The 23,404-nt window shown below is 66.7% G+C and carries 23 protein-coding genes; 14 read left to right on the top strand and 9 right to left on the bottom strand.

The window, feature by feature from the left end:
• From ACSF9G_RS13560 to ACSF9G_RS13550, 3 genes are read right to left on the bottom strand one after another with little or no spacing between them, the layout of a single operon-like run.
• Positions 1-618 (bottom strand): hypothetical protein, encoded by a 618-nt coding sequence (locus tag ACSF9G_RS13560; protein WP_436642471.1) that lies wholly within the window; start codon positions 616-618, stop codon positions 1-3.
• A complete protein-coding gene (locus ACSF9G_RS13555) occupies positions 615-950 on the bottom strand; it encodes a hypothetical protein (RefSeq protein WP_436642469.1) in 336 nt (111 codons plus the stop codon). Before ACSF9G_RS13555 ends, ACSF9G_RS13560 begins: the two co-directional genes overlap by 4 nt.
• The gene (locus ACSF9G_RS13550) at positions 911-2,971 is read right to left on the bottom strand and encodes a glycosyltransferase (RefSeq protein WP_436642467.1); all 2,061 of its coding nucleotides are present in this window, start codon (positions 2,969-2,971) and stop codon (positions 911-913) included. The genes ACSF9G_RS13555 and ACSF9G_RS13550 overlap by 40 nt, the downstream gene beginning before the upstream one ends.
• 92 nt (positions 2,972-3,063) lie before the next feature.
• On the opposite strand from ACSF9G_RS13550, the gene ACSF9G_RS13545 reads away from it, so the two are divergent.
• Positions 3,064-3,924, top strand: coding sequence for a transporter substrate-binding domain-containing protein (locus tag ACSF9G_RS13545; protein WP_436642465.1), 861 nt, complete (start codon positions 3,064-3,066; stop codon positions 3,922-3,924).
• Here the strand turns inward: ACSF9G_RS13545 and ACSF9G_RS13540 are convergent.
• On the bottom strand, positions 3,918-4,796 hold the full coding sequence (locus ACSF9G_RS13540) for a sterol desaturase family protein (RefSeq protein ID WP_436642463.1): 879 nt from the start codon (positions 4,794-4,796) through the stop codon (positions 3,918-3,920). The two genes, ACSF9G_RS13545 and ACSF9G_RS13540, sit on opposite strands and share 7 nt — an antisense overlap.
• A 98-nt stretch (positions 4,797-4,894) precedes the next feature.
• Between ACSF9G_RS13540 and ACSF9G_RS13535 the strand changes: the two genes are divergently transcribed.
• The 5 genes from ACSF9G_RS13535 (at position 4,895) to ACSF9G_RS13515 (ending at position 9,103) form a co-directional block, all read left to right on the top strand.
• A complete protein-coding gene (locus ACSF9G_RS13535) occupies positions 4,895-5,557 on the top strand; it encodes an alpha/beta family hydrolase (protein ID WP_436642461.1) in 663 nt (220 codons plus the stop codon).
• Positions 5,558-5,627: 70 nt separating this feature from the next.
• Positions 5,628-5,993 (top strand): group I truncated hemoglobin, encoded by a 366-nt coding sequence (locus ACSF9G_RS13530; RefSeq protein WP_436642459.1) that lies wholly within the window; start codon positions 5,628-5,630, stop codon positions 5,991-5,993.
• Positions 5,993-7,081 (top strand): adenylate/guanylate cyclase domain-containing protein, encoded by a 1,089-nt coding sequence (locus tag ACSF9G_RS13525; protein WP_436642457.1) that lies wholly within the window; start codon positions 5,993-5,995, stop codon positions 7,079-7,081. The genes ACSF9G_RS13530 and ACSF9G_RS13525 overlap by 1 nt, the downstream gene beginning before the upstream one ends.
• A 171-nt stretch (positions 7,082-7,252) precedes the next feature.
• Positions 7,253-7,894 (top strand): S24 family peptidase, encoded by a 642-nt coding sequence (locus tag ACSF9G_RS13520; protein ID WP_436642455.1) that lies wholly within the window; start codon positions 7,253-7,255, stop codon positions 7,892-7,894.
• Positions 7,895-8,083: 189 nt separating this feature from the next.
• Positions 8,084-9,103 (top strand): thermonuclease family protein, encoded by a 1,020-nt coding sequence (locus ACSF9G_RS13515; RefSeq protein WP_436642453.1) that lies wholly within the window; start codon positions 8,084-8,086, stop codon positions 9,101-9,103.
• Here ACSF9G_RS13515 and ACSF9G_RS13510 read toward each other — a convergent pair.
• The 3 genes from ACSF9G_RS13510 to ACSF9G_RS13500 form a co-directional block, all read right to left on the bottom strand.
• Positions 9,023-10,711, bottom strand: coding sequence for a lysine--tRNA ligase (locus ACSF9G_RS13510; RefSeq protein ID WP_436642451.1), 1,689 nt, complete (start codon positions 10,709-10,711; stop codon positions 9,023-9,025). The two genes, ACSF9G_RS13515 and ACSF9G_RS13510, sit on opposite strands and share 81 nt — an antisense overlap.
• A 439-nt stretch (positions 10,712-11,150) precedes the next feature.
• Positions 11,151-11,633, bottom strand: coding sequence for a GFA family protein (locus tag ACSF9G_RS13505; RefSeq protein ID WP_436642449.1), 483 nt, complete (start codon positions 11,631-11,633; stop codon positions 11,151-11,153).
• Between the two features lie 302 nt (positions 11,634-11,935).
• On the bottom strand, positions 11,936-13,684 hold the full coding sequence (locus tag ACSF9G_RS13500) for an adenylate/guanylate cyclase domain-containing protein (RefSeq protein ID WP_436642447.1): 1,749 nt from the start codon (positions 13,682-13,684) through the stop codon (positions 11,936-11,938).
• Between the two features lie 668 nt (positions 13,685-14,352).
• Between ACSF9G_RS13500 and catB the strand changes: the two genes are divergently transcribed.
• Positions 14,353-14,988: a type B chloramphenicol O-acetyltransferase gene (catB, locus tag ACSF9G_RS13495; RefSeq protein WP_436642445.1), complete on the top strand. Its 636-nt coding sequence runs from the start codon at positions 14,353-14,355 to the stop codon at positions 14,986-14,988.
• Positions 14,989-15,083: 95 nt separating this feature from the next.
• Here the strand turns inward: catB and ACSF9G_RS13490 are convergent, their stop codons facing one another.
• The gene (locus ACSF9G_RS13490; RefSeq protein WP_436642443.1) at positions 15,084-15,839 is read right to left on the bottom strand and encodes an SDR family oxidoreductase; all 756 of its coding nucleotides are present in this window, start codon (positions 15,837-15,839) and stop codon (positions 15,084-15,086) included.
• A gap of 289 nt (positions 15,840-16,128) precedes the next feature.
• On the opposite strand from ACSF9G_RS13490, the gene ACSF9G_RS13485 reads away from it, so the two are divergent.
• Positions 16,129-16,542 (top strand): tellurite resistance TerB family protein, encoded by a 414-nt coding sequence (locus ACSF9G_RS13485; protein WP_436642441.1) that lies wholly within the window; start codon positions 16,129-16,131, stop codon positions 16,540-16,542.
• Positions 16,543-16,565: 23 nt separating this feature from the next.
• Positions 16,566-16,844 (top strand): DUF6460 domain-containing protein, encoded by a 279-nt coding sequence (locus tag ACSF9G_RS13480; RefSeq protein ID WP_436642439.1) that lies wholly within the window; start codon positions 16,566-16,568, stop codon positions 16,842-16,844.
• A gap of 36 nt (positions 16,845-16,880) precedes the next feature.
• Here ACSF9G_RS13480 and ACSF9G_RS13475 read toward each other — a convergent pair whose 3' ends face one another.
• Positions 16,881-17,780 carry a histone deacetylase family protein gene (locus tag ACSF9G_RS13475; protein ID WP_436643254.1) on the bottom strand — a complete coding sequence of 300 codons (900 nt, stop codon included), beginning with the start codon at positions 17,778-17,780 and terminating at the stop codon, positions 16,881-16,883.
• A gap of 216 nt (positions 17,781-17,996) precedes the next feature.
• Here ACSF9G_RS13475 and ACSF9G_RS13470 point away from each other — a divergent pair, with 216 nt between their 5' ends.
• The 5 genes from ACSF9G_RS13470 to cyoD all read left to right on the top strand — a co-directional run bounded on the left by ACSF9G_RS13470 (position 17,997) and on the right by cyoD (position 23,399).
• The gene (locus ACSF9G_RS13470; RefSeq protein WP_436642437.1) at positions 17,997-19,325 is read left to right on the top strand and encodes an MATE family efflux transporter; all 1,329 of its coding nucleotides are present in this window, start codon (positions 17,997-17,999) and stop codon (positions 19,323-19,325) included.
• A gap of 143 nt (positions 19,326-19,468) precedes the next feature.
• Positions 19,469-20,434, top strand: coding sequence for a ubiquinol oxidase subunit II (gene cyoA, locus ACSF9G_RS13465; protein ID WP_436642435.1), 966 nt, complete (start codon positions 19,469-19,471; stop codon positions 20,432-20,434).
• Complete coding sequence (gene cyoB, locus ACSF9G_RS13460; RefSeq protein ID WP_436642433.1) at positions 20,434-22,410, top strand: cytochrome o ubiquinol oxidase subunit I; 1,977 nt, start codon at positions 20,434-20,436, stop codon at positions 22,408-22,410. The genes cyoA and cyoB overlap by 1 nt, the downstream gene beginning before the upstream one ends.
• 34 nt (positions 22,411-22,444) lie before the next feature.
• Positions 22,445-23,047 (top strand): cytochrome o ubiquinol oxidase subunit III, encoded by a 603-nt coding sequence (gene cyoC / locus ACSF9G_RS13455; protein ID WP_436642431.1) that lies wholly within the window; start codon positions 22,445-22,447, stop codon positions 23,045-23,047.
• A 1-nt stretch (position 23,048) separates the two neighbouring features.
• A complete protein-coding gene (gene cyoD / locus ACSF9G_RS13450; protein WP_436642429.1) occupies positions 23,049-23,399 on the top strand; it encodes a cytochrome o ubiquinol oxidase subunit IV in 351 nt (116 codons plus the stop codon).
• The last annotated feature ends 5 nt before the right edge of the window (positions 23,400-23,404 follow it).

Raw genomic sequence — 23,404 nt, 5'->3', positions numbered from 1 at the left:
TCACCATCGCCGCTCCCCGGCGCCAAGATGCCGTAATATTCGTCGGCACTGCCGATCGGAGAGCGAGTGTCTAGGTCGAAGGCTGGGAGCGCTCGGCTCTCTCTTCTTGAATACCTTCTGTTTCTCCGTCCCAGGCACGCCCGTGCCCCCACCCCCCTCTGCAGCGCGGCCGAGGCGTAGCCAAGCGATCCATTCCGCCGAAACGATAGTGATGATGTTCGGTAGATTGCGATCCCGCGCGATCCGCCGTTCCTTAACGTGGATCAAGCCAGCCGCCTTGGCGGTGCGCACGGCGCGCTTCACGACTGTTGTGCCGGACAACCCCGCGCGTTTCGCGATGTCGCTATTAGCAAGCGCGCAGAAGCCGCGACGGCGCACCTGGTCGCGGATGATGGCCATGACGGCCATCTCGCCCGGTGTGAACATCGCCCGGAGCTGCGGCGGCAAAGCCGAGCTGCCGCCCCAGACGCGGCGCCGGTCGCGCCGCATGCCGCATTCGAGCGAACTTGCCGGTGGCGGCAATCGGTGCGCCCTGCGTTTCTCGGGGAGATCCGGAATGCTGTCCGGATCAACGCCGTATTTGGCGCACAGCGCAAAAAGGTCGGCCTGGGCGTTCATCGCCCCGCCCTTTCGCCGGCCGGCAATTCATGCGGATAAGCATCTTTCGAAGTGCGGTTCCTAGGGGGAAACGCGTTTAGCGTCGAGGCCGAAACCGGTTCCGTATCCGCACCGGTTATCGCTCGGCCAGAAGAAGATACCGGTTCCTCGGAGGGACTGATATCGCCCGCCCGGCTCGCCTCGATGATCGCAGCGCGCGCGTCGCCACGATTGGCGAAGCGGCCGAGCTTGACGTTGCGGCCATCAATGACCGCGATAGCGTCGCAGCCGCCCTCGGTTTCGTTGATATACCCTATGCAGTCCAAACCGTGCGTGACGGCAAGTTCCGGCATCCGAGGATCCTTTCCGGTCTCTCGGATGGGGAACTGGGGTTAACTGGATCAAACGGTTGCCGGCGCTTCCCAAGCTGAATGTCGTCGGTTCGATCCCGATCGCCCGCTCCAATTTTCCCATAGGCCTGCAAATCGGGCGGGACCGGCGCCATGCCGGTCAGGCCGTGTTCGGTCTTTTCCCATAGATGCGGGGCGCGGCAGAGCTGCGCGACGGCGCGGACGGCGGCGATCGACATCGTCAGCCAGTAGACCGGCAACAGCGCCAGTTCCGGCACGAGCCACCACATCGGCCGGTGCCTCAGGCCGGCGAGCGCGAGCGCGAACCCCGCCAGGTAGCCGGCGATCAGGTTCAGCACGCCAAGCCAGTTGACCGCGAAATCGACCGGACCGCCGCCATCAAGAAAAATGTCGCCGTGCAGGACCTGCACGGCGATGACGGCAAGGAAGATCGGGTGGACGAAGGCGGAGACGACGACGCCGCCGAAGATCGCCTGAATGCCCAGGAACCGCACCGGGCCCAGGCGGCGCATCAGGTCGCCGGGCGCGCGCATGTGGACCAGATAGGTCTGGATCCAGCCCTTCATCCAGCGCGTGCGCTGACACAGCCACGGCCGGAAGCTGACGGGCGCCTCCTCCAGCGTCGTCGACCGCAGCGTCTTGCAGCGATAGCCCGCCCGGGCCAGCCGCAGGCCGAGGTCGGCGTCCTCGGTCACGTTGTAGGCATCCCAGCCGCCGACCGCCCTCAGCGCGCGTATGCGGAAATGGTTGGAGGTTCCCCCGAGCGGGAACGGCAGGCCGAGCCGCTCCAGCGCCGGCAGGAACACCTCGAACAGCGAGGCGTATTCGAGCGCGAGTTGGCGCGTGAACCAGCTCTCCGGCCAGTTGTACCAGGCGAGCCGCGCCTGCAGGCAGACGATGTCTTCGGGTTCGGCGGCGAAGCGCTCGGCGGCCCGGCGCAGCTGGCGCGGATCCGGCAGATCCTCCGCGTCGAAGACGGTGACGAAGGCGCCCCGGGCGAACGCCAGGGCGAAACCGAGCGCCTTCGGCTTGGTCTTCGGCGCGGCATCGGGGACAACGACGACCTGGACCTGCGGCGGCAGCGCGGCCCGGCGCAGGACCGCCAGCGTCTCGGCATCGTCGGCCTCGGCGACGATCTTGATGTCGAGACGGTGGGCGGGATAGTCGAGGCGCGCGAGCGCGGCGATCAGGCCGGGCACGAGGGCAGCCTCGCGATAGAGCGGCACCAGCACCGTGTAGTCCGGCAGCTCGCGGTCGGACAGCGGTCTGGACGACTCCGGAGGGCCAGACAGCGAAGATACTAAAGAGGATGGCAGCAACCCCAGCACCGCGGCTGTGAGCCGGAGCCCGATGACGCCCAGGAAGAACAGGCCGAACAGGCCGGTTAGCGCCTGCAGCGTCGCTACCGGAAACGCCAGCGCGGCCAGCAAGGCGGCAAGCGGCATGGCGGCGAGCACCACGGCCTGCCTGCGATCGAGCAGCCGGCGCGCCGAATTGCCGTCATGCAGCCGCCCGCCCCCGTTTCGGGCGATCGCGACGAGATGGTCCTGCGCGCAGGCGACGACGGCATCGCTCAGCGCCTGCGGCGTGGTGATGAACAATTGCCGGGCGGCAACCGGGCGGACCGCGAGCGTTTCGACGAGCGCCGCGACCTGTTGTCCGCGCGGGGCGCAGGCGATCTCCGTGCCGTCGCCGTTGGCGACGACGAGCATGCCGAGCCGCGCGGCGAGTGCCGGATCGCGACCGGCGAAGGGATCGGCGGGGAAGCGCAGCCGCACGATCGGTACGAACCGGGCGCCGACCGCGGCGGCGAGCGCGCGATAATAGGTGTCGATCGAGACGAGACGGCGCGACAGCAGCAGTTCGTGCGCGCAGGCGCCGAGCCGGTCGGCCTCCGCGACGGCCTCCTCTAGCGCCTCAAGCGGCAGCCTGCCCGTGAGAAACGCCACGTCGGACGGCAGGTCCGCAACCGCTTCGCGCCGAACGGCACCCTCCGCCGTCACGCGCCCCCCTGCTGACAACCACAGCCGGGGTTACTATAAGCATCGAACCCGCTCTGCAGCGAGATTTTTCTCGCAGTGGTTGAAAGGACGCCATGGGCCGCATCGGTCGCGCTATCGTGAATTGCATCGCCGCCGGCGTCGCCGTGACGCTGCCGAGCCCCGGCGCGCACGCGGTCGATCTTCCCGCCCAGGTGACGGTGCCGAGCTTCTGGGACCCCGCCCACAGGATGGAGAAGCCGGATCTCTCGGAAGTCCGGGCGGTGCGGATCCTGGTCGAGGCGGAGAACCCGCCGTTCGCCTTCGTCGGCGCCGACGGGCTGCCGACCGGGTTCTCGGTTGAGCTGGCACGGGCGATCTGCGTCGAACTCAACGTGCCCTGCACGGTGCAGACGCTCAGGTGGGACCTGCTGCCGAGCGGCATCGAGTCGGATCTCGGCGACGCGATCATCGGATCGCTGGCCGTTTCCGCCGACAGCCGGGCGCGCTTCGACTTCTCCAACCGCTTCCTCACCCGGCCGGCGCGGTTCGTCGTCCGGAACAAGGGCCCCGAGCTGGAGATGATCCCGGAGGGGCTCGCCGGCAAACGCATCGCGGTGCAGCGGGGCACGGCGCACGAAGCCTATCTGAGGGCGTTCTTCCCCGGCTCGGTGCTGCACACCTACGAGACGGCCGACGCGGCGCGGACCGCGCTCAAGAACGGCGATGTCGAAGCACTCTTCGAGGACGGACTGAACGCGAGCCTGTGGCTCAACGGCTCGACATCGGAAAACTGCTGCCGCTTCGCCGGCGCACCGTTCACCGAGGCGCGCTATTTCGGCGAGGGTCTGACGGTCGCGGTGGCGCCGGGCAACGACAGGCTGCGCGAGGCCTTCGACTTCGCCCTGGCCCGGATCCAGCAGAACGGCACCTTCCGGGAAATCTTCCTGCGCTATTTCCCGGTCAGCTTCTACTGACTGCCCGCCTTCTGCGTACCAGCCTTCTGCACACCGGCGTTTCGCTCTTCGCGACGTCGGCGCACCCGGTTTTGCGGGCCGAAGGGCAACAGCAGCGACCAGCCGAGGCGGGTCGGCTCGTCGGTCCGGTAGTCGTCGAGGCCGATAGTCATCCCCTCATGGCCGAGCGCGGGCTGCGGCACGTAGGTGCGGAACAGCCGGTCCCAGATCGACAGGTTGAAGCCGTAGTTGGAATCGGTTTCGGCGATATCGGTCGAGTGGTGAACGCGGTGCATGTCCGGCGTCACCAGGACGGCACGCAGGATCCGGTCGAGCCGGGCGGGAATATTGAAATTGGCGTGGTTGAACATCGCCATGCCATTCAGCACCACCTCGAACAGGAAGACCGACAGCGGCGGCGCGCCCAGCGCCACGACGACGACCATCTTCCAGACCATCGACAGCACGATCTCGAAGGGGTGGAAGCGCAAGGCCGTGGTCACGTCGAAATCGACGTCGGCGTGATGGACGCGGTGGATCCGCCACAGGATCGGGATCTTGTGGACGGCGAGATGCTGCGCCCAGATGGCGAGATCGAGCGCCAGGAAGGCGAGCAGGCCGGCGAACCAGCCGGGAAGCGCGAGCAGATGGAACAGGCCGATACCGTTCGCATCGGCCCACAGCGCAACCCCGACCGCGGCCAGCGGAAAGAGCAGCCGGACGGCCAGCGTATCGATCAGCACGATCGCCATGTTGGTGATCCAGCGGCGGCCACGGCCGAAACCGAGGTCGCGGCGCGGGGCCGAGACTTCGGCCAGCGCCATGATCAGGAACACGCCGGCGAATACGGCGAGGCGCAGCGCCCCTTCCCCGATCGTATCGACAAAATCCATAGGCCCGCGTGCTCCGGTGCGGTTGTTCCCTTGCGTGGCCCGCAATATCGTGCGCGCGCATCGCGGCGGCAAGCCGCCACCACCATCCGGGATCAACCGTGACAGAGCCAAATACGAGCGTCGAGACACTTCTTTGGGATCGCCCGGCGAACCGCGCCGCACGCGCGACCCTATTGCTTGCCCACGGGGCGGGCGTCGGCATCGACAGCCCGTTCATGGCCGGCATCGCCGAGCGCCTGGCCGAACGCGGCGTATCGGTGGCCCGGTTCGAGTTCGCCTACATGGCGGCACGGCGGACCGGGGGCAAGAAAAGACCGCCGCCGCGCGCCGACAAGCTCGTCGACGAATATCTCGCCGCGATCGAAGCGGCGAAGGCCGAGGGTGTCGACGGACCGCTTCTGATCGGCGGCAAGTCGCTCGGTGGCCGCGTCGCCGCGATGGTGGCCGGCCAACCGGGGATTGCCGCGGCTGGGGTCGTCTGCCTCGGCTATCCGTTCCACCCGCCCGGACAGCCGCACTCGCCGCGCCTGACGCCGCTGGAAGGCGCGCATCTGCCGGTCCTGATCTGCCAGGGCGATCGCGACCCGTTCGGCGCCGCGGCCGAGATCGCGGCCTACGGGCTGCCCGACCATGTCGGGTTTGCCTATCTCGAGGACGGCGACCACGACTTCAAGCCGCGTGGCCGGTCGCCGGCCACCTGGAAGGGCAATCTCGACGCGGCCGCGAATGCCGTTGCAGAATTCGCCGCCCCCCTAGGATGATGGCGCCAGCCCGCGTAAGCTGGCCGTAATAAGACGGATCACAATAACGAAGAGACGGGAACGGAAGAGAATGGCCAGGGGATCGATATTCGAGCGTTACGGCGGCTTCGCAACGGCCGGGAAGATCGTAATGGCGTTCTACGACCGGATCCTCGATTCCGACATTACCGGGCCATACTTCGACGACGTCGACATGCCGCGGCTCATGGACCACCAGACCAAGTTCGTCGCCTCGGTCATGGGCGGTCCGGCCAGCTATACGGACGAGATGCTAGAGCAGCTGCATCGCCGGCTGAACGTCACCAACGAGGCGTTCGACGAGATGGCCCGCCTGTTCCGCGAGACCCTGGAGGAATTCGCCATGGCGGAGGAAGACGTGGAGACCCTGGCGAGGGAAATCAACTCCCGGCGCGACGTGATCGTGAGCGCGGACTGATGAGCGCGGATCCGGTTCCCGCCGATCCGGACGTCGGCAGCGCTCTCAATCTCGATGCGTTCAACCGCGCGCTGATCGAATCCGTCGGGGTCGGGATCGCCATCGTCGAGTGCGACGGTCTCAAGGTTCTCTTCCAGAACAAGCGGTTCGAGCAGCTTTTCGGCTCGCCGGCGAACGACATCACGCTCGACCAGCTCATGCAGGTGCCCGACCTGAGCGGCCTGGAGCCCGGCGCGGTGGAGACCTGCGAGATCTCGGTAAAGCAGAAGCGGCGGCCGGTGACGCTGGCTGCGCATTTCTCGGTGCACGAGGACGACGGCCGCCACGTCTACATGGTCGAGATGCACAACATCACCAAGGTGAAGGAGCTCGAATACATGATCGAGTCCTACGCCAAGATGGTGGAGAAGAACGAGCGGGCGCTGCGGCGGGAGAAGGAGCGCGCCGAGCGGCTGCTGCTCAACATCATGCCGCGCACGGTCTACGAGGAGCTCAAGACCTTCGGCGTGACCACCCCGCAGCGCTTCGAATCCGCCTCGGTGCTGATGCTCGACTTCGTCGATTTCACCGAGATGGCCGTCTCCAAAGACCCGCTGGCGCTGATTTCCGAGCTCAACGACATCTTCACCGGCTTCGACCGGATCGTCGAGCAATTCGGGTGCGAGCGGCTGAAAACCATCGGCGACGCCTATGTGGCCGTGTCCGGCATTCCCGAGGCGACCCCCGATCACGCCCAGAACATCGCCCGAACGGCACTCCTGTTCCGCCGCTTCATCCGCCAGCGCAACGCCACGCGCGAGGAGAAATGGCGCTGCCGGATCGGCATCGCGTCCGGTCCCATGATCGGCTCGATCGTCGGTATCCAGAAGTATGTCTACGACATCTTCGGGCCGGCAATGGACCTCGCCGCGCGCATGGAACAGCACGCCGAGCCGATGGAGATCCTGCTGCCCGAGGCGACCGCCGAGCAAATCCGCGGCGAATTCCGACTCGAGCCGGTGGCTGCCCGCGAGGTGAAGGGGTTCGGCACGCTCGACCTGTTCAAGCTGGTCGGCGGCGACGAGGAACTCGGCGTCACCCTGATCTGATCCCGCGCTCGCCGGGTGCCGGGGGCCGGCCAGGTCGCGCGTCGAAACCGGCGCCGCCACGGCATTGCTGGACAGTTGGGTTTTGAGGGGTTAATTCCTATATTGTCGGAATAAATTCCAAACCCGACACCCGCCCGACGGTCCGCAGCCGGGGCGGAGGGAGCCGAACCGATGCTCTCCCATCGCCAGATATGGTCCGCGATCGACGCGCTCGCCGCGCGCTACTCGATGTCGGTGTCCGGCCTCGCGCGCCGCGCCGGTCTCGATCCGACGACCTTCAACAAATCCAAACGCAGCGCGCCGGACGGCCGGTTGCGCTGGCCGAACACAGAATCGATCGCGAAGATCCTCGACGCAACAAGCTGCTCTATCGAGGACTTCATGGCGATGGTCGGCAATGCCTCGGCGGACGACACGCCCTATCGGCAGCACGCCGTGCCGCTGATCGGCTTCGCCCAGGCCGGCGCCGGCGGCTTCTTCGACGACGGCGGCTTTCCGGTCGGCGCGGGCTGGGACGAAGTCGCGTTTCCCGACGTCGCCGACGAACATGCCTACGCGCTCGAGGTGACCGGGGACAGCATGCTGCCGCTCTACCGCGACGGCGACGTGGTGATCGTCTCGCCCGGCGCGTCGGTGCGGCGCGGGGACCGGGTCATCGTGCGCACCCGCGGCGGCGAGGTCATGGCCAAGGTGCTGGCGCGGCGCACCGCGCGCACCATCGAATTGCATTCCGTCAATCCCGCGCACGAACAGCGCACGCTGGCGCTGGAGGACATCGACTGGATCGCCCGCATCATCTGGGCGAGCCAGTGACCGCGGGAGAGACGACCGGTCCCACCGCAGCGGGCGCCGATGCGGGACGGGGCCTGTCGCCGTGGTCGTAGCGGCGGCGGCGAGGCCGGCGCACGTCAAATCCGCGACCGCCTGATCCGGTGGCGGTTGCCTGCGCCCGCGCGGTAGGCGACCATGGACCCGATCCCAACGCGGTGACATACGAAACGCATGGTCCGTACCCTAGCCCTGACCGTATTCGGCGCCGTCGCGCTCGCCGCTCTTCTCTACGGCGTGGTGCTGAACGGCTTCGGCCTGTTCACGCCTTTGCCCGATACCGGCGCACAGACGCGGAATGCCTCGAAAGTGGATGCCTCGAAAGTGGATGCCCCGAAAGCGGACGCCCCGAAAGCGGACGCCCCAACGGCGGACGATCCGAAGACGGACATCGCCGAGGGGGCGGAGGACGACGCCGCAAGAGGCGACCGAGCCAATCTCGGTGGACGGCCGGTGTCGCCGGACGAAGCGCCCGCGGCTGCCGACGCATCCCCCGAGCCGGCTGGCGAACCGGCTGGCGAACCGGCTGCCGAGACGACCGTTTCGACGGCCGCACGGACCGCCCGCAACGTGACGCCGGCGAACGTCCTGAGCCGGCCGACTACACCCTATCGCGATCCCCTCGCCGCGCCGGCGAAGCCCGATGAGGAGCCCGAGGACGCCCTGCCCCGCCGCTATCACCGGGTCGTTGTCGAGGATGCGGCGACGCTCAGATCCGGCGACACGACAATCCGGTTCGCCGGTATCGCGCCAGTCGCCGCCGAGCGGACATGCACCGACGAGGCGGGCCGCGCCTGGCCCTGCGGCCGGGTCGCCACGGCGGCGCTGCGCCGGCTGATCCGCCACCGCGCGATCGACTGCGTGGTCGAGGCGAAGACGGCGGGCGGCATCGTCGCCACTTGTTCGGCCGGCCTGCAGGACATTAACGGCTGGCTGGTCGCGCAGGGCTGGGCCGAGGCGACGCCGGGCGGTGCCTATGCCGAGGACGCGGAAGCGGCCCGCGCCGAGAAGCGCGGCATCTATCTGGCCGAATGGCAGGACCAGACGCCGGGCGACAACGAAGCGGCGTCGCTATCGGCCTTCTCCGCCCCCTCGGTCCAGTCCGATCCGTTCTCAGTCCTCTCGCAGGGAACCGTCGAGGGCGCGGCCGATCAGGGCACGGGTCTCGTCGATGCCATAGAGCGCGACGAATGAGCCGAATCTCGGGCCCTGGCTCTGGCCAATCAGTACTTCATACAGTGCCTTGAACCAGTCGCGCAGGTTGTCGAAGGGATGGGTCTTGCCGATCTCGTAGACGACGTTCTGGATCGTCTCGGCGTCGGCGTCCCGCGGCAGCGCCGCAAGTTTCTCCGACAGCTCGGCCAGCGCGGCGCGCTCGACCTCGGTCGGCTCCCGGTAGCGCTTGGCCGGCAGCACGAAATCGTGGAAGTAGTGGATGGCGTAGCCGACGAGCTGGTCGAGCCGGGGATGCGTCTGCGGGCTCGCGTCCGGCGCATAGCGGCGGATGAAGCCCCACAGCACGTCGCGGTCCTCGGAATTCGAGGCCGAGACCAGGTTCAAGAGCATCGAGAACGAGATCGGCACGCCGGCATCGGGCACGTCGCCGGAATGGATGTGCCAGGCCGGGTTGGCCAACAGGTCCTCCGGCTTGCTCCCCTCTCCTGAAGCCTGCGCCCGGTACTTCTCCAGGAAGGTCAGGTAGTCGTCGACATTGCGCGGGATGACGTCGAAATACAGCCGCTTGGCCTTGCGCGGCGCCTGATACATGAACAGCGCCAGGCTCTCGGGGCTGGCATAGCGCAGCCACTCGTCGATCGTCAGGCCGTTGCCCCTGGACTTGGAGATCTTCTCGCCGTTCTCGTCGAGGAACAGCTCGTAGTTGAAGCCGTCCGGCGGCAGCCCGCCGAGGATCGCGCAGATCCGGCTCGACAGCTTCACCGAGTCGATCAGGTCCTTGCCGGCCATCTCGTAGTCGACGCCGAGCGCATACCAGCGCATCGCCCAGTCGGCCTTCCACTGCAGCTTGCAGGCGCCGCCGGTCACCTTCACCCGGACGAGCTTCTCCGTCTCCGGGTCCTTGTAGACGATGGCGCCGGAGGCGACGTCGCGCTCGATGATCGGAACCTGCAGCACCTTGCCCGTGCGCGGACACACCGGCAGGAACGGCGAATAGGTCGCCTGGCGCTCCTCGCGCAGCGAGGGCAGCATCACCGCCATCACCTCGTCGTAGCGCTCCAGCACCGTCATCAGCGCCCGGTCGAAGCGGCCCGAGGTGTAGCAGTCGGTCGCGCTCATGAACTCGTAGTCGAAGCCGAAGGCATCGAGGAACGAGCGCAGCATGGCGTTGTTGTGCTCGCCGAACGAGCGGAACTTGCCGAACGGATCGGGCACCTGCGTCAGCGGCTTGTCGAGATTGGCGCGCAGCAGGTCCTGGTTCGGCACGTTGTCGGGCACCTTGCGCAGCCCGTCCATGTCGTCGGAAAAGCAGATCAGCCGGGTCGGCACCGTGTCCTCGGTCAGCACCCGGAAGGCATGGCGCACCATGGTGGTGCGCAACACCTCGCCGAAGGTGCCGATATGCGGCAGGCCCGAGGGGCCGTAGCCGGTCTCGAAGATCACCGTCTTGTCCTGGCCGACCTTGTCGCGCCGCGCGATCAGCTTGCGGGCTTCCTCGAACGGCCAGGCGCGGCTGTCGCGCGCCAGCGCCGCCAGTTGAGCCGCAGTCGCGGCATCGCCCAGGGCCGCGGTCGCGGCCGCATCGCCTAGGGCACCGCCCGCGGCGGCTTCGACGGGATCGGTCATCGTCTTGAATCCTGAACTACGGGTGTCCCGGCCCCTCGGGCCGGCCGGCGCGGACCCTATGGAGACGCGCGCCGCGCGTCAATTGGGGGATGGGGGGCGTTGCCACAGGACGACTTGGCGCAGAGCGGGTTGGTCGGTCGCGAGATGAAGGAAGGGCAGTCGTTGGCCGGAAGGGGACTGTCGGCTTGTGGGCACCGTGTCACCAAAGCCGACATTTACACGGAACTGACCTGCGGTAGGTTTCGGCTCACTCCGGTTATTCGTATGACGTACTGCGATTCACAGCGTCCCGTCCGAGAGCCGACACACCCTCAGCCCCTCCGCGATGTTCCCAGTGCGGCGCGCTGATGCCGCCGCCGGTGGCCGCAACAGATGGAAAACCGGCGTTCGGCTTGGATATTGGGCCGCGGCCCGACCGACACTGTTCGAAGCGGTCCTTTTAAGTCCGGTCGGCCTGATCGATCGCGGCCCGCCGCGCCAAGCTGTCCGGCGGCCACAGCGCCTCGGGCTCGTAGTAGACAGGGAACACCGGAACATCATCGCCGAGCAGGACCCACGGCAGCTTCGACTGCGTATAGATGTGGATATCCGGCGGGCAGGCGCCCGGTCTGTCGAGCGTGCCGACCCGAACGAAGGCGACTTTGCGTCTTCGGGTGGAGTAGTGGCTCCAGAGTGCCACGCGACAAACGGGGCAGCGCCATATTTCCTGTCCCTCACCACTTGCCGAGGGCGTCATCACCGGCACGGGGTCGCCTTTGAGCACGCGCACCATCTCCCCTTCGACGAGGGCGTTGAGCACGAAAGCCGAACCGGTCTCTGTCTGGCAGTCGGTGCAATGGCAGCAATGTGTGAACATGGGCGGTACCATGACGGCATAGCGCACCGCACCGCACGCACATCCGCCATCCTGCCAGCTGCTCATATTCACACGCCTTATTGCTCGCGCATCATGTCCCGAAATGTCAGCTTAGCGGAAGCCCGCGCGTCAACAACCGGCCGAAAGGGGACGGTCCGCATTTGGACGTTAAAGCGGACATTCATTTGCGCCATGTACACCGCTCCTTGCGGCCCAAAGCTGCTGTTCGTGTTCGTCGCAGCAAATGGCGGCTTCGAGCCCAACCGAGACCTTCGAGTGATGTCGCAGACGCGAGAATCCCATCAAGATCGAATGCGTAGGTTTGTCCCTGTGCGGACATTTGTTGCGAATTCTACTCGCCCCGCTTGTCAGCTTTCCGGCAATCCCAGTTCAGCCAGTTGTTTGCCAATCCGGTCCAGAACGCTTGACGAGAACACCATTGCATCCTTGTAGCTTTTTACAGTCATCTCGGGATAGGCCTTGAGCAGCGTTTCCCCAGACGCTTTTGCTTCATCAATTCGGCCTGCGCCAAGAAGTGCCGGCGCCAAATTGCGGTGTATCCAAAAGGCATTGGGCCGTTCGTCTAGGGCCCTGAGGAACATGTCTGCCGCGGTACTATCGTCACCGGCCACCTGGCAGGCCGATCCCAAACCCACATAATTGTTGAAATTCATCGGATCGAGCGGGCTCAGTCGCAGAGCCTTCTCGAAGTGTTCGCGCGCTTCCGAAGGGCGGTCCGAGTAGGCCGCCAGCCAGCCAAACCTGCTCCATGCCCAGGCGGAATTGGGGTCCAGCGCCACGGCGCGCTGGAGCAGCACTCTGGCAGTGCCGAAGTTGCGGACGAATGTGTGCACGGTTCCGAGCACTGTGAGGATCAGGGGATCATCAGAAGAAAGGTCCGCTGCCCGCTCGGCAAGCCGCAACGCCTCAGCCTTGCTCGTTCCGATGTCGGACACCCAATTGTAGACCGATCTCTGTGCATGGCACCATGCGGCCAGCGCGAGTGCCAGCGGATAGTCTGGCTCCGATTCGAGCGCCTTGTTGAGAAGACCAAGCGCCTTTTCCGCCTCGTTCTTCTCCAGCATCCATACATGCCTTAATGCGCGCATAGTGTAGTCATAGGCACTGAAATCCTGTGGCCGCTTGCGTCCCACACGTTCGATCTCGGCCAGCCTGATCGACGGCTGCAGCGCACCTGCCACTTGCTCGGTGATTCTGTCCTGGAGATCGAAAATATCGTCGAGCGAGCCGTCGTATTTTTCTGCCCAGATGTGGGCCCCCGTGTCGGTTTCAATCAACTGCACGGTAATCCTGACCCGGCCACCAGCACGCTGCACGCTGCCTTCCAGGATGTAGCCCACGCCGAGTTCCCGGCCAATGTCGCGCACATTGGTTGACTGGCCTTTGTATGTGAATGCAGAATTGCGGGCGATAACAAAGAACGAACGGATGCGGCTCAGCGCAGCGGTGAGTGCTTCCACCACCCCGTCGGCGAAATACTCCTGCTCAGGATCGCCCGACATGTTGTCGAATGGCAGCACGGCGACAGATGGTTTGTCCGGGAGGCTAAGTGGTTCCCGCTGTTTCTGATTGCTTCCTGAATTGGTTGCCGATGGATTTCGCGAGGCTTTCCAGCTCCACACGCGGGCGGGCTTGTCGATGTTCTTAAAAACCCGTTCGCCTAAATCGTCGAACTGGCCATTTACCTTGCCGGCCGTAAAGCGCTGAATGTCGTCCGAAACCAGGATACCGCCGGGTTCCGCCATTTGTTCAAGGCGGGCGGCCAGGTTCACGCCGTCACCGTAAATATCGTCGCCCTCGATTATTACGTCGCCCAGATTTATGCCAATCCTTAGTTGGATAGGGCTTTCCGTCTCGCGCGAGAATCTCTGGATATCCATGGCCGATTGAACGGCATTTACCGCCGAGGGAAACTCTACAAGCGAACCATCGCCCATCAGCTTCACGATGCGTCCGCCATACTTGGCGATAGCGGGGTCAAAAATTTCGAACCGATAGGTTTTCAACGCGGCCAGCGTTCCGGCCTCATCCGTGGCCATCAAGCCTGAATAGCCCACGACATCTGCTGCGAGTATGGCCGAAAGCCTGCGTTCCAAAGGTGATCCTTCTCGTAGATTGGAGCATATCGATCAATCGACAGGCAATCCACCGTTTGCTGCCACGACAATGGCCGCAACTGGCGCAAAGCGACGATGCCTGACGTGTCGCAAGTTGGATATGGCGGCGATCCAAGGTTGATCGGTTTGTCCGCACTGCTGCCGTTAGTTGAGACTGCGGCGAATGTCGGAATCCCGCCCGTCTCAGACCTTCGATCAAGCCGCAGGGAACGGCCGCTTTCGGAAAGCTCAAATTTGACCGCGAATAGCGGAGATGGGGCGCGAAGCGGTCATTACGTGGAGAGCTTTCCAATGTCGGCGTTCAGCCGAGAGCTGACCGCGTTCTTACGGTCCTCAGGAACGTCCCCCCAAAACCCACACGGGGCGCTTGACCAGCGGCGTCCGATCCCGCATCACGGCGCGCGACACCACCGGGCAAAGCATTCCATAGGGCGAAGCGTTTTCATGAAGGCCGCGCGACGAAGGATCTGACGGACGCCCCGGCGCATGGCGCATGGCGCGCCGCGCGGGGGCCCGACGCGCGACGCCGCGCCGGCTGACGCCGGTCCGGCCGAGGCCGGTGCGGCCTGGGCCGCTGCGGCCGTCGCGCCGTTTCCGCCTGCGCGCGCGGTCCCGCCGTGCGCGCCAACGCATTCAGAGAGCGTCTCATGGACACCATCTTCGAAAGCCCGTTCCGGGGCATCCCCCTGGACCGGCAGGTCACGAATCCGAACATCGTCGTCGGCCGCTACAGCTACTATTCGGGCTACTATCACGGCCACGGCTTCGACGACTGCGCCCGCTTCCTGCTTCCCGACGACGGGGTGGACCGGCTGATCATCGGCAGCTTCTGCTCGATCGGCTCGGGCGCGGCCTTCATCATGGCGGGCAACCAGGGCCACCGGGCCGACTGGATCAGCACCTTTCCGTTCCACTGGATGGCCGAGGTGCCGGCCTTCGCCGGGGCGGCCAACGGCTATCGGCCCGCCGGCGACACCGTGATCGGCAACGACGTGTGGATCGGCTCCGAGGCCATCGTCATGCCCGGCGTCACCATCGGCGACGGCGCGGTGATCGGAACGCGGGCGCTGGTGACGCGCGACGTGGCGCCCTACACCATCGTCGGCGGCAACCCGGCAAAGCCGATCCGCACCCGCTTCGACGACGCGACGATCGCGCGCCTTGCGGACATGGCGTGGTGGGACTGGCCCGACGACTGGCTGGGCGAGGCGATGGCGCTGCTGACCAGCGGCGACGTCGACGGCCTGCACCGCTACTGGACGGCGAAGACAGGCGGGGCCTGATAGCAGGCGACGCCTGATCGCCCGCCGGGGACGGAACGCTCCCGGCGGGCATGGCGGCCATTCTAGCCAGCCTGTGAGACTACCCAGCCTGGGGCTTACCCGCCTTGCGGGAACACGCCGCCGTCATCGGCGTCGATATCGATCGTCAGCGAAACATGGCGCGGTCTCGTCATCGCGAAAACGACGGCCTCGACCACATCCCGGCTCGTGCCGCGCGCGCCCTTCGGCCGCCGCGCGGCGTCCTGCCAGTCCGGCTGGTCCGGCCGGGCCTCGTCGAGATAGGGCGGGTTCACCAGCAGGGAGCGGACCTTGGTGCCCGCGAACGCCTGCCGGAAGCCGTCGGCGAGCGCCACCTGCCCACGCTTGGCCGCGTAGAAGGGCACGGATACCGTCTGCAGGGCGGCGTTCGGCAGACCGCTGATCGACCCGATGGTGACGACATCCGGGGCCTCAGAGGCGGTCAGCAGCGGGTGCAGGCCCTGCGTGAACAGGAAGGTTCCGGTCACGGCGGCGTTGACCACGCCCAGCACCTCGGCGTCCGCAAAAGGCTCGGCGCGGGCCTCAAGCCACATGGCGCCGTTGTTGATCACGATATCCACCAGCGACGTGTGCGCCGCGATCTGCGCGCACGCCCGTTTCACGCTGTCGGCGTCGGCGAGGTCCAGCGAGACACACAGGGGGCTTTGCCCTCCGCGTTCGGTGATCAGATTGCCGATCGTCTCGAGGTCCGACATCCGCCGGCCGCACAGGACGAGCCGGCAGCCGGCCTCCGCCAGGGCCAGCGCGAAGGCGGCCCCCAGTCCGCGCCCCGCGCCGGTGACAACGACAACTTTTCCACGTAGCTCGCCCATGCACGATTTCCTTATCTCCGCGCTCACGCCTCACTGCGCTCCCGCCGTTCCTGCCAGGGACCGGACGATCGCGCCATCCAATGGCGGCTATATGGGCTTCGTCACGTCGTTGACCTCCCCTCGAGCCGAATGCCTGCACCGCGCCTGCGGGGCATCCCGGACGGCCATCGCCGCACCGCCCCCATCTTGCACCCCCCGCGCGGCGCGACTACGGTGCGCTCCGCCGCGCCGGCGTTTCGACTCGCGCGGAATTCGCGGATTTTCGCCAACCGGACAGGACGAGCACGCTATGACGAAGTCGGTGAGCCCCCAGGAAGCGCTCATCTATGTGATGGTGACCATGTCGGCCGCCGACCGCACGATGACGGACAACGAACTGCTGCGCATCGGCGGGATCGTGCAGAACCTGCCGGCCTTCCGCGAGTTCGACACGGAACGGCTCGTCACCGTCGCCGAGGATTGCGGCGCGCTCCTGAACGAGGACGACAGCCTGGACAAGGTGCTCGACCTCGTCGCCGAGTCGCTGCCGCCGAAGTTCTACGACACGGCCTACGCGCTGGCCGTGGACGTGGCCGCCGCCGACCTGGACGTGGAGCAGGAGGAACTGCGCCTGCTGCAACTTCTCAGGGACCGCTTCGATCTCGATCCGTTGGTCTGCGCGGCGATCGAACGCGGCGCGCGGGCCCGGTTCCGCACGCTCTAGTGCCCCCGGAAAAGGACGCCGCGATGGCCAATGGCGCGCTCAATCGCTTCTTCGGCGGGCCGCCCGGCTGGGTAATCGTCCGGCTGGCCGTGATCTCGCTGATCGTCGGCCTGATCTTTTCCGCGCTCGGCATCAGCCCGCTGGACATCGTGCGCAATTTCGAGCGCATCCTGCGCGGCATCTGGAACCTCGGCTTCGAGGCACTGGCCGATCTGTTCCGCTACTTCCTGCTCGGCGCCGTGGTCGTCGTCCCGGTCTGGCTGGTCATGCGGCTGACCAAGGTCGGCAAGAACGGCGAATAGGCCGGATCAGACCCAGAAAGATCAGACCCAGGAAGATCAGGCGAAGCGGGCCGCCGTGCGGTGCAGGATCGCGTGGCGGCCGGCCAGCGCGTCGACATCGTCGGAATAACCGCCGCCGATGACGCAGGCGACCGGGATGCCCCGGTCGCGGCAGGCGCCGATGACGCAGGCATCGCGTTGCCGCAGGCCGTCGTCCGACAGCGCCAGCCGGCCAAGCCGGTCGTCGCGGTGGGGATCGACGCCGGCGTTGTAGAACACCAGTTCCGGCGACATCCGGTCGAGCAGCGGCGGCAGCATCTCGCGCAGCGTGCGCAGATAGGCGTCGTCGCCGGTGGCATCCTCCAGGCCGATATCGAGATCGCCCGCCACCTTGCGGACGGGATAGTTGCGCGCCGCGTGCATCGAGACCGTAAAGACTTCCGGCGTCCCGGCCAGGATCTCCGCCGTGCCGTCGCCCTGATGGACGTCGAGATCGACGACCAGCATCCGCCCGACCCCGTCGGCGGCGAGGACGCAGGCCGCCACCGCCACATCGTTGAAGACGCAGAACCCCGCCCCGCCGGCGCGGCGCGCGTGATGGCTGCCGCCGGCCGTCGTGCAGGCGATGCCCTGTTTCAGCGCCAGCCGCGACGCCAGCACCGTGGCGCCGGCCGACAGCCGGGCGCGGCGGGCGATCGTCGCCTCCACCGGAAAGCCGATCTCACGCGCGATCCGCGCCGGCACGCTGGCGCCGAGCACCTGATCGACATAGGCCGGGGCATGGGCGAGCCGGAGCCAGGTTTCCGGCGCCTCCGAGGGGACGACGAACCCGTCGGGCGCGACGATGCCGTCGGCGACCAGGATGTCGGACAGCCTGGCGTACTTGCCCATCGGGAAGCGATGGCCGACCGGCAGGGCGGCGGCGAAGGCGGGATGATGGACGACGGCGAGCGGCATGGGCGCAGGATCGGCCATCCGCGCGCCATTGTGAATACATCCGCCGTGAATTCACCCGTCATGAATGCACCCATCCCACGTATCCCGCCGACAGGACGCGCCGGTTGCCAGCCATGCGCATTCGCCTATAACCATTCCGAGTTCGCGGCGTGACCCGGCGGCATCGAGGCCCGCTTCGTCGCGCGGCCCGTCCCGTTTCCCTTCGCGCAGAACCGAATGTCGACCGTCCGCCCCTTCGAGGTCACCCATCGCGGGGTGCTCGCCATCGCCGTGCCGATGACGATCGCCTATCTGTCGACGCCGATGCTGGGCATCGTCGATACGGCGGTGATCGGCCAGCTCGGCCGCGCCGACCTGCTCGGCGGCATCGCCGTCGGCGCCATCATCTTCGACATCCTGTTCACCACCTTCAACTTCCTGCGCTCGGGCACGACGGGCCTTACCGCCCAGGCGCTGGGCGCCGACGACAGGACCGCCCAGACCGCCGCGCTCTATCGTGCCGCCCTCGTCGGCCTGATCGCCGGCGTCCTGGTGATCGTGCTGCAGGCGCCCGTCCTCGGCGCGTCGCTGCTCCTGATGGGGGCGAGCGGCCCGGTGGAGGCGGCGGTCCGCGAATACTTCGCGATCCGCGTGATCGGCGCGCCGTTCGCGCTATTCAACTACGCCATCCTCGGCTGGTTCCTCGGCCTCGGGCGGGCGCGCACCGGACTGGCGCTCCAGCTCCTGCTCAACGGCCTGAACATGGCGCTCAACGCGCTCTTCGTGCTGTGGTTCGACTGGGGCGTGGCGGGCGTGGCCTGGGGCACGGTGATCGGCGAGACCGTCACCGCGATCGCCGGCGGGCTCGTCGCGGCGCGGGCGCTCGGCGCCGGCGCCTTCATTCCGTGGTCGGCGGTGATGGAGAGGACCGGGCTGATCCGCACCTTCGCGGTCAACCGCGACATCATGATCCGCTCGTTCTCGCTGCTGTTCGCCTTCGCGCTGTTCACCTCGGCGGGGGCACGCCAGGGCGACGTGGTGCTGGCGGCGAATTCGATCCTGATGAACTTCTTCCTGCTCGGCGGCTACTTCCTCGACGGCTTCGCCACCGCCGCGGAGACGCTGGCCGGACGCGCCATCGGCGCCCGCTACAGGCCGGCGTTTGCCCGTGCGGTCAACCTGACGCTCGTCTGGGGCTTCGCGCTGGCCGGGGCGCTGAGCCTGGTCCTGCTCCTGGGCGGGCCCGCGTTCGTCGACCTGATGACGACGAGCCCCGAGGTGCGCGACGCCGCGCGCGTCTTCCTGGTCTGGGCCGCGCTGACGCCGCTGTTCGGCGTCGCCGCCTTCCAGTTCGACGGCGTGTTCATCGGCGCCACCTGGTCGGACGACATGCGCAACATGATGCTGGTGTCGCTGGTCGTCTATGTCGTCGTCTGGCAGCTCGCCACGCCCTGGCTCGGCAATCACGGCCTGTGGCTGGCGCTCGCCGCGTTCCTGCTCGTGCGCGGGGCCACGCTGGCGGCGCGCTATCCGGTGCGGCTGGAACGGACGTTCGCCGACACCTGACCCGGCGACGGCGCGCCGGACCGAAGCCCGCGCCAACCAAAAACTGCGCCGGCGGACAGAATCACTGTACCGTAACGGAACTGGATTCGGACCTCCTGGCCTCGCGTGCTTCGAGTTCGCCCACCCCGAACGACAGGACACGAATGCGCATCGTGACCTCGGCACCCAACATCGCGACATTCCGGCGGCGCCTCGCGAGCGCAGGCGCGCTCGGCCTGGCCCTCCTCCCCACTCTCCTCCTCGGCGGCTGCACCGACGGCAACTGGCCGGTGCTCAATCCCGACGGGCCGATCGCCTTCGCGGAACGCGAGCTCCTGTACACCGCCTTCGGGCTGATGCTGCTCGTCATCATCCCCGTCTACGTGCTCACGGCCTGGGTGCTGCTGCGCTATCGCGCATCCAAGGAAAACCCGGACTACCGGCCCGACTGGCAGTCGAACAAGGTCGACGTGATCGTCTGGATCGGCCCCGCCCTGATCGTCATCGCGATCGGCACCATCGTGTGGGACTACACGCACCGGCTCGATCCCTACAAGCCGATCGCCTCGCCGGAGGCGCCGGTAGAGATCCAGGCCATCGCCCAGGACTGGAAGTGGCTGTTCGTCTACCCGCAGGAGAACATCGCCGCGGTGAACGAACTGGCGATTCCCGCGGGCCGGCCCGTCTCGATCCGCATCACCTCCGACACGGTGATGAATTCCTTCTACATCCCCGGCCTCGCCGGCCAGATCTTCGCCATGGCCGGCATGCAGACGCGGCTCAACCTGCAGGCCGACACCCCGGACACCTATGTCGGCCGCAACACCCAGTACAGCGGCAGCGGCTTCCCGGACCAGCAATTCACGGTCAAGGCCGTCTCGGCGGATGAATACCAGGCCTGGCTCGGGATCGTGCGCGAGTCTTCCGAAACGCTCGACACGCAGACCTACGCGGCGCTCGCCAAGCCGAGCCAGAAGGTTCCCGTGACCTACTATTCCAGCGTCGAGCCCGGCCTGTTCGACAGGATCATCGAGAAATACACGGGCGACAGGAGGCGCCGGATGGCCCAGCTCGACACGTATGCGGGCCAGTTCAATTGCGGGCCGTCCGACAGGCAGGAGGTTCGCTGATGCTCGGGAAACTGTCCTTCGAGGCCCTGCCGTTCTACAGCCCCGTGGCGCTGGGCGGCGCGCTCGGCGAGGTCGGCGCCGCCGTGCTCGTCCTCGCCGTCATCACCTGGCTGGGCGCGTGGAAATACCTGTGGCGCGAGTGGCTGACCAGCGTCGACCACAAGCGCATCGGCATCATGTACATCGTGCTGGCGCTGGTGATGCTGCTGCGCGGCTTCGCCGACGCGATCCTGATGCGGACGCAGCAGGCCATCGCGCTGGGCGACGACGGCTATCTGCCGCCCGACCACTTCGACCAGATCTTCTCCGCGCACGGCACGATCATGATCTTCTTCATGGCGATGCCGTTCCTGACGGGGCTGATCAACTTCGTCGTGCCGCAGCAGATCGGCGCGCGCGACGTCTCCTTCCCGTTCCTGAACTCGGTCAGCCTGTGGCTGACGGCGTCGGGCGCCGGGCTGGTTCTGGTCTCGCTGGTCATCGGCAAGTTCTCGACCGCCGGCTGGACCGCCTATCCGCCCTATTCCGGCATCGAGTACAACCCCGGCGTCGGCGTCGACTACTGGCTATGGGCGGTGATCCTGTCCGGCGTCGGCACCACCATGACCGGCATCAACTTCGTCGTCACCATCTTCAAGCGCCGCGCGCCGGGCATGACGCTGATGCGCATGCCGCTGTTCACCTGGACGGCGCTCGTCACCAGCGTCCTGATCGTCTTCGCCTTCCCCGCCGTCACCGTCGTCGGCGCCCAACTCGCGCTCGACCGCTATCTGGGCATGCACTTCTTCACCAACGGCGACGGCGGCAACATGATGAACTACATCAACCTGATCTGGATCTGGGGCCATCCGGAGGTCTACATCCTGATCCTGCCCGCCTTCGGCATCTTCTCCGAGGTCGTCGCGACGTTCTCGCGCAAGCGCCTGTTCGGCTACGAGTCGCTGGTCTACGCCACCGCGGTGATCGGCCTGCTGTCGTTCACCGTCTGGCTGCACCACTTCTTCACCATGGGCTCGAGCGCCAACGTCAACGCCTTCTTCGGCATCACCACGATGATCATCGCGGTGCCGACCGGAGTGAAGATCTACGACTGGCTTCTGACCATGTATGGCGGCCGCATCACCGTCTCGGTGCCGATGCTGTGGACGCTCGGCTTCATCGTCACCTTCGTCATCGGCGGCATGACCGGCGTCCTGCTCGCCATCCCGCCGGTCGACTACATGATGCACAACTCGACCTTCCTGGTCGCCCACTTCCACAACATGCTTATCCCCGGCGCGCTGTTCGGCTACTTCGCGGGCTATACCTACTGGTTCCCCAAGGCGTTCGGCTTCAGGCTGGACGATACCTGGGGGCGGCGCGCCTTCTGGGCCTGGATCGTCGGCTTCTACCTCGCCTTCATGCCGCTCTACGCGCTCGGCTTCATGGGCATGCCGCGGCGCATGGAGCATTACGACATGGCCGCCTGGCAGCCCTGGCTGGTCGTCGCGGCGGCCGGCGCCTTCCTGATCCTGATCGGCATCGGCTGCCTGATCATGCAGCTCTACGTCAGCATCCGGAACCGGGCGGCGCTGGCCGACACCACCGGCGATCCGTGGGACGGGCGCACGCTGGAATGGGCCACCGCCTCGCCGCCGGCGCCCTACAACTTCGCCAGGATCCCGGTCGTGCACGACCGCGACGAACTGACCTGGCGCAAGGCCAATCCGGCCGAAGCGACCAGGGACGACATCGCCTCGGAAATCGAGATGCCGGACAACACCGGGGCCGGCGTCGTCATCGGCGTGGTCGCCGGCGTGTTCGGATTCGCGATGGTGTGGCACATCTGGTGGCTCGCCGCCGTGTCGGCCCTGCTGATCCTGGCGGTCGTCGTCGCGCGCAGCTTCAACGACGACGGCGAGCACCGTCTGTCGGCCGACGATATCGCCACGGCCGAGACCCGCGGCAGCGGTCCGCTCCTGGGCTATCGCGCATGACCATACCCACCAACCAGACCGGTCCGGATCGCCCATGAGCGCCGAAGCGACAACGATGCGACACGAAAGCGGGAAGGACGCGGCGCTCGCCGACCGCGATTTCGGCTTCTGGGTCTATCTGATGAGCGACGCGATCATCTTCGCGCTGCTGTTTGCGACCTATCTCGTGCTGAAGTCGGGCACCGCCGGCGGACCGACCGGCCAGGACCTGTTCGACATCAACCGGACCTTCGCCGAGACCATGCTGCTGCTGGCCAGCTCGGTCACCTTCGGCATGGCCAGCGTCGCCGTCGCCGAGCGCAACCGCTCGGGCGTCGTCGCCTGGCTCGCCGTCACCTTCGTGCTCGGCGCCGCCTTCCTGGCCCTCGAGTTCGGCGAGTTCGCCGGCATGATCGCCCAGGACGCCGGACCGGGGCGCAGCGGGTTCCTGTCGGCCTTCTTCACGCTGGTCGGCACGCACGGCCTGCATGTCAGCGGCGGCCTCGTCTGGATCGCGGTGATGATCGCGCAGGTGCACCTCAAGGGCCTCACCGCCCCGGTCGTCTCGCGGCTGTTCCGGCTCGGCCTGTTCTGGCACTTCCTGGATATCGTCTGGATCGGGATCTTCTCGGTCGTCTACCTGCCGGGGGTGATGTGAGATGAACGCGACACCGAACCTTTCGGCATCCCCGCAGGCACCGGAGGGGAAATCACCGGACGAGCTGCGGCGAGCCTATCTGATCGGCTTCGGGCTGGCGCTCGTGCTGACCGCCATTGCCTTCGCGATCGTTGCCTTCGGGCTGATGCCGGCCGGCCCGGCGCTCGTGGTCATCGCGATCCTGGCGGTGATCCAGGTGCTGGTGCACCTCTATTTCTTCCTGCATCTGGATCCGCGCACGGCGCCGCGCGAGAACGTTCTGACGCTGGCTTTCGCCGTGGTGCTGATCTTCATCATGATCGGCGGGTCGCTGTGGATCATGTTCGATCTGAACCAGCGGATGATGATGTAGGCCGC

Source organism: Microbaculum mangrovi (genome assembly GCF_051390635.1).
Classification (GTDB): Bacteria; Pseudomonadota; Alphaproteobacteria; order Rhizobiales; family Tepidamorphaceae; genus Microbaculum.
This window is presented reverse-complemented; position numbering and strand designations above follow the sequence as displayed.

Excerpts from the sequence above, each read along its gene's own strand:
- ACSF9G_RS13560 (WP_436642471.1), bottom strand. The coding sequence starts at position 618 with ATGAACGCCCAGGCCGACCTTTTTGCGCTGTGCGCCAAATACGGCGTT.
- ACSF9G_RS13555 (WP_436642469.1), bottom strand. The coding sequence starts at position 950 with ATGCCGGAACTTGCCGTCACGCACGGTTTGGACTGCATAGGGTATATC.
- ACSF9G_RS13545 (WP_436642465.1), top strand. The coding sequence starts at position 3,064 with ATGGGCCGCATCGGTCGCGCTATCGTGAATTGCATCGCCGCCGGCGTC.
- ACSF9G_RS13540 (WP_436642463.1), bottom strand. The coding sequence starts at position 4,796 with ATGGATTTTGTCGATACGATCGGGGAAGGGGCGCTGCGCCTCGCCGTA.
- ACSF9G_RS13530 (WP_436642459.1), top strand. The coding sequence starts at position 5,628 with ATGGCCAGGGGATCGATATTCGAGCGTTACGGCGGCTTCGCAACGGCC.
- ACSF9G_RS13525 (WP_436642457.1), top strand. The coding sequence starts at position 5,993 with ATGAGCGCGGATCCGGTTCCCGCCGATCCGGACGTCGGCAGCGCTCTC.
- ACSF9G_RS13520 (WP_436642455.1), top strand. The coding sequence starts at position 7,253 with ATGCTCTCCCATCGCCAGATATGGTCCGCGATCGACGCGCTCGCCGCG.
- ACSF9G_RS13515 (WP_436642453.1), top strand. The coding sequence starts at position 8,084 with ATGGTCCGTACCCTAGCCCTGACCGTATTCGGCGCCGTCGCGCTCGCC.
- ACSF9G_RS13510 (WP_436642451.1), bottom strand. The coding sequence starts at position 10,711 with ATGACCGATCCCGTCGAAGCCGCCGCGGGCGGTGCCCTAGGCGATGCG.
- ACSF9G_RS13505 (WP_436642449.1), bottom strand. The coding sequence starts at position 11,633 with ATGAGCAGCTGGCAGGATGGCGGATGTGCGTGCGGTGCGGTGCGCTAT.
- catB (WP_436642445.1), top strand. The coding sequence starts at position 14,353 with ATGGACACCATCTTCGAAAGCCCGTTCCGGGGCATCCCCCTGGACCGG.
- ACSF9G_RS13490 (WP_436642443.1), bottom strand. The coding sequence starts at position 15,839 with ATGGGCGAGCTACGTGGAAAAGTTGTCGTTGTCACCGGCGCGGGGCGC.
- ACSF9G_RS13485 (WP_436642441.1), top strand. The coding sequence starts at position 16,129 with ATGACGAAGTCGGTGAGCCCCCAGGAAGCGCTCATCTATGTGATGGTG.
- ACSF9G_RS13480 (WP_436642439.1), top strand. The coding sequence starts at position 16,566 with ATGGCCAATGGCGCGCTCAATCGCTTCTTCGGCGGGCCGCCCGGCTGG.
- ACSF9G_RS13475 (WP_436643254.1), bottom strand. The coding sequence starts at position 17,780 with ATGCCGCTCGCCGTCGTCCATCATCCCGCCTTCGCCGCCGCCCTGCCG.
- ACSF9G_RS13470 (WP_436642437.1), top strand. The coding sequence starts at position 17,997 with ATGTCGACCGTCCGCCCCTTCGAGGTCACCCATCGCGGGGTGCTCGCC.
- cyoA (WP_436642435.1), top strand. The coding sequence starts at position 19,469 with ATGCGCATCGTGACCTCGGCACCCAACATCGCGACATTCCGGCGGCGC.
- cyoB (WP_436642433.1), top strand. The coding sequence starts at position 20,434 with ATGCTCGGGAAACTGTCCTTCGAGGCCCTGCCGTTCTACAGCCCCGTG.
- cyoC (WP_436642431.1), top strand. The coding sequence starts at position 22,445 with ATGAGCGCCGAAGCGACAACGATGCGACACGAAAGCGGGAAGGACGCG.
- cyoD (WP_436642429.1), top strand. The coding sequence starts at position 23,049 with ATGAACGCGACACCGAACCTTTCGGCATCCCCGCAGGCACCGGAGGGG.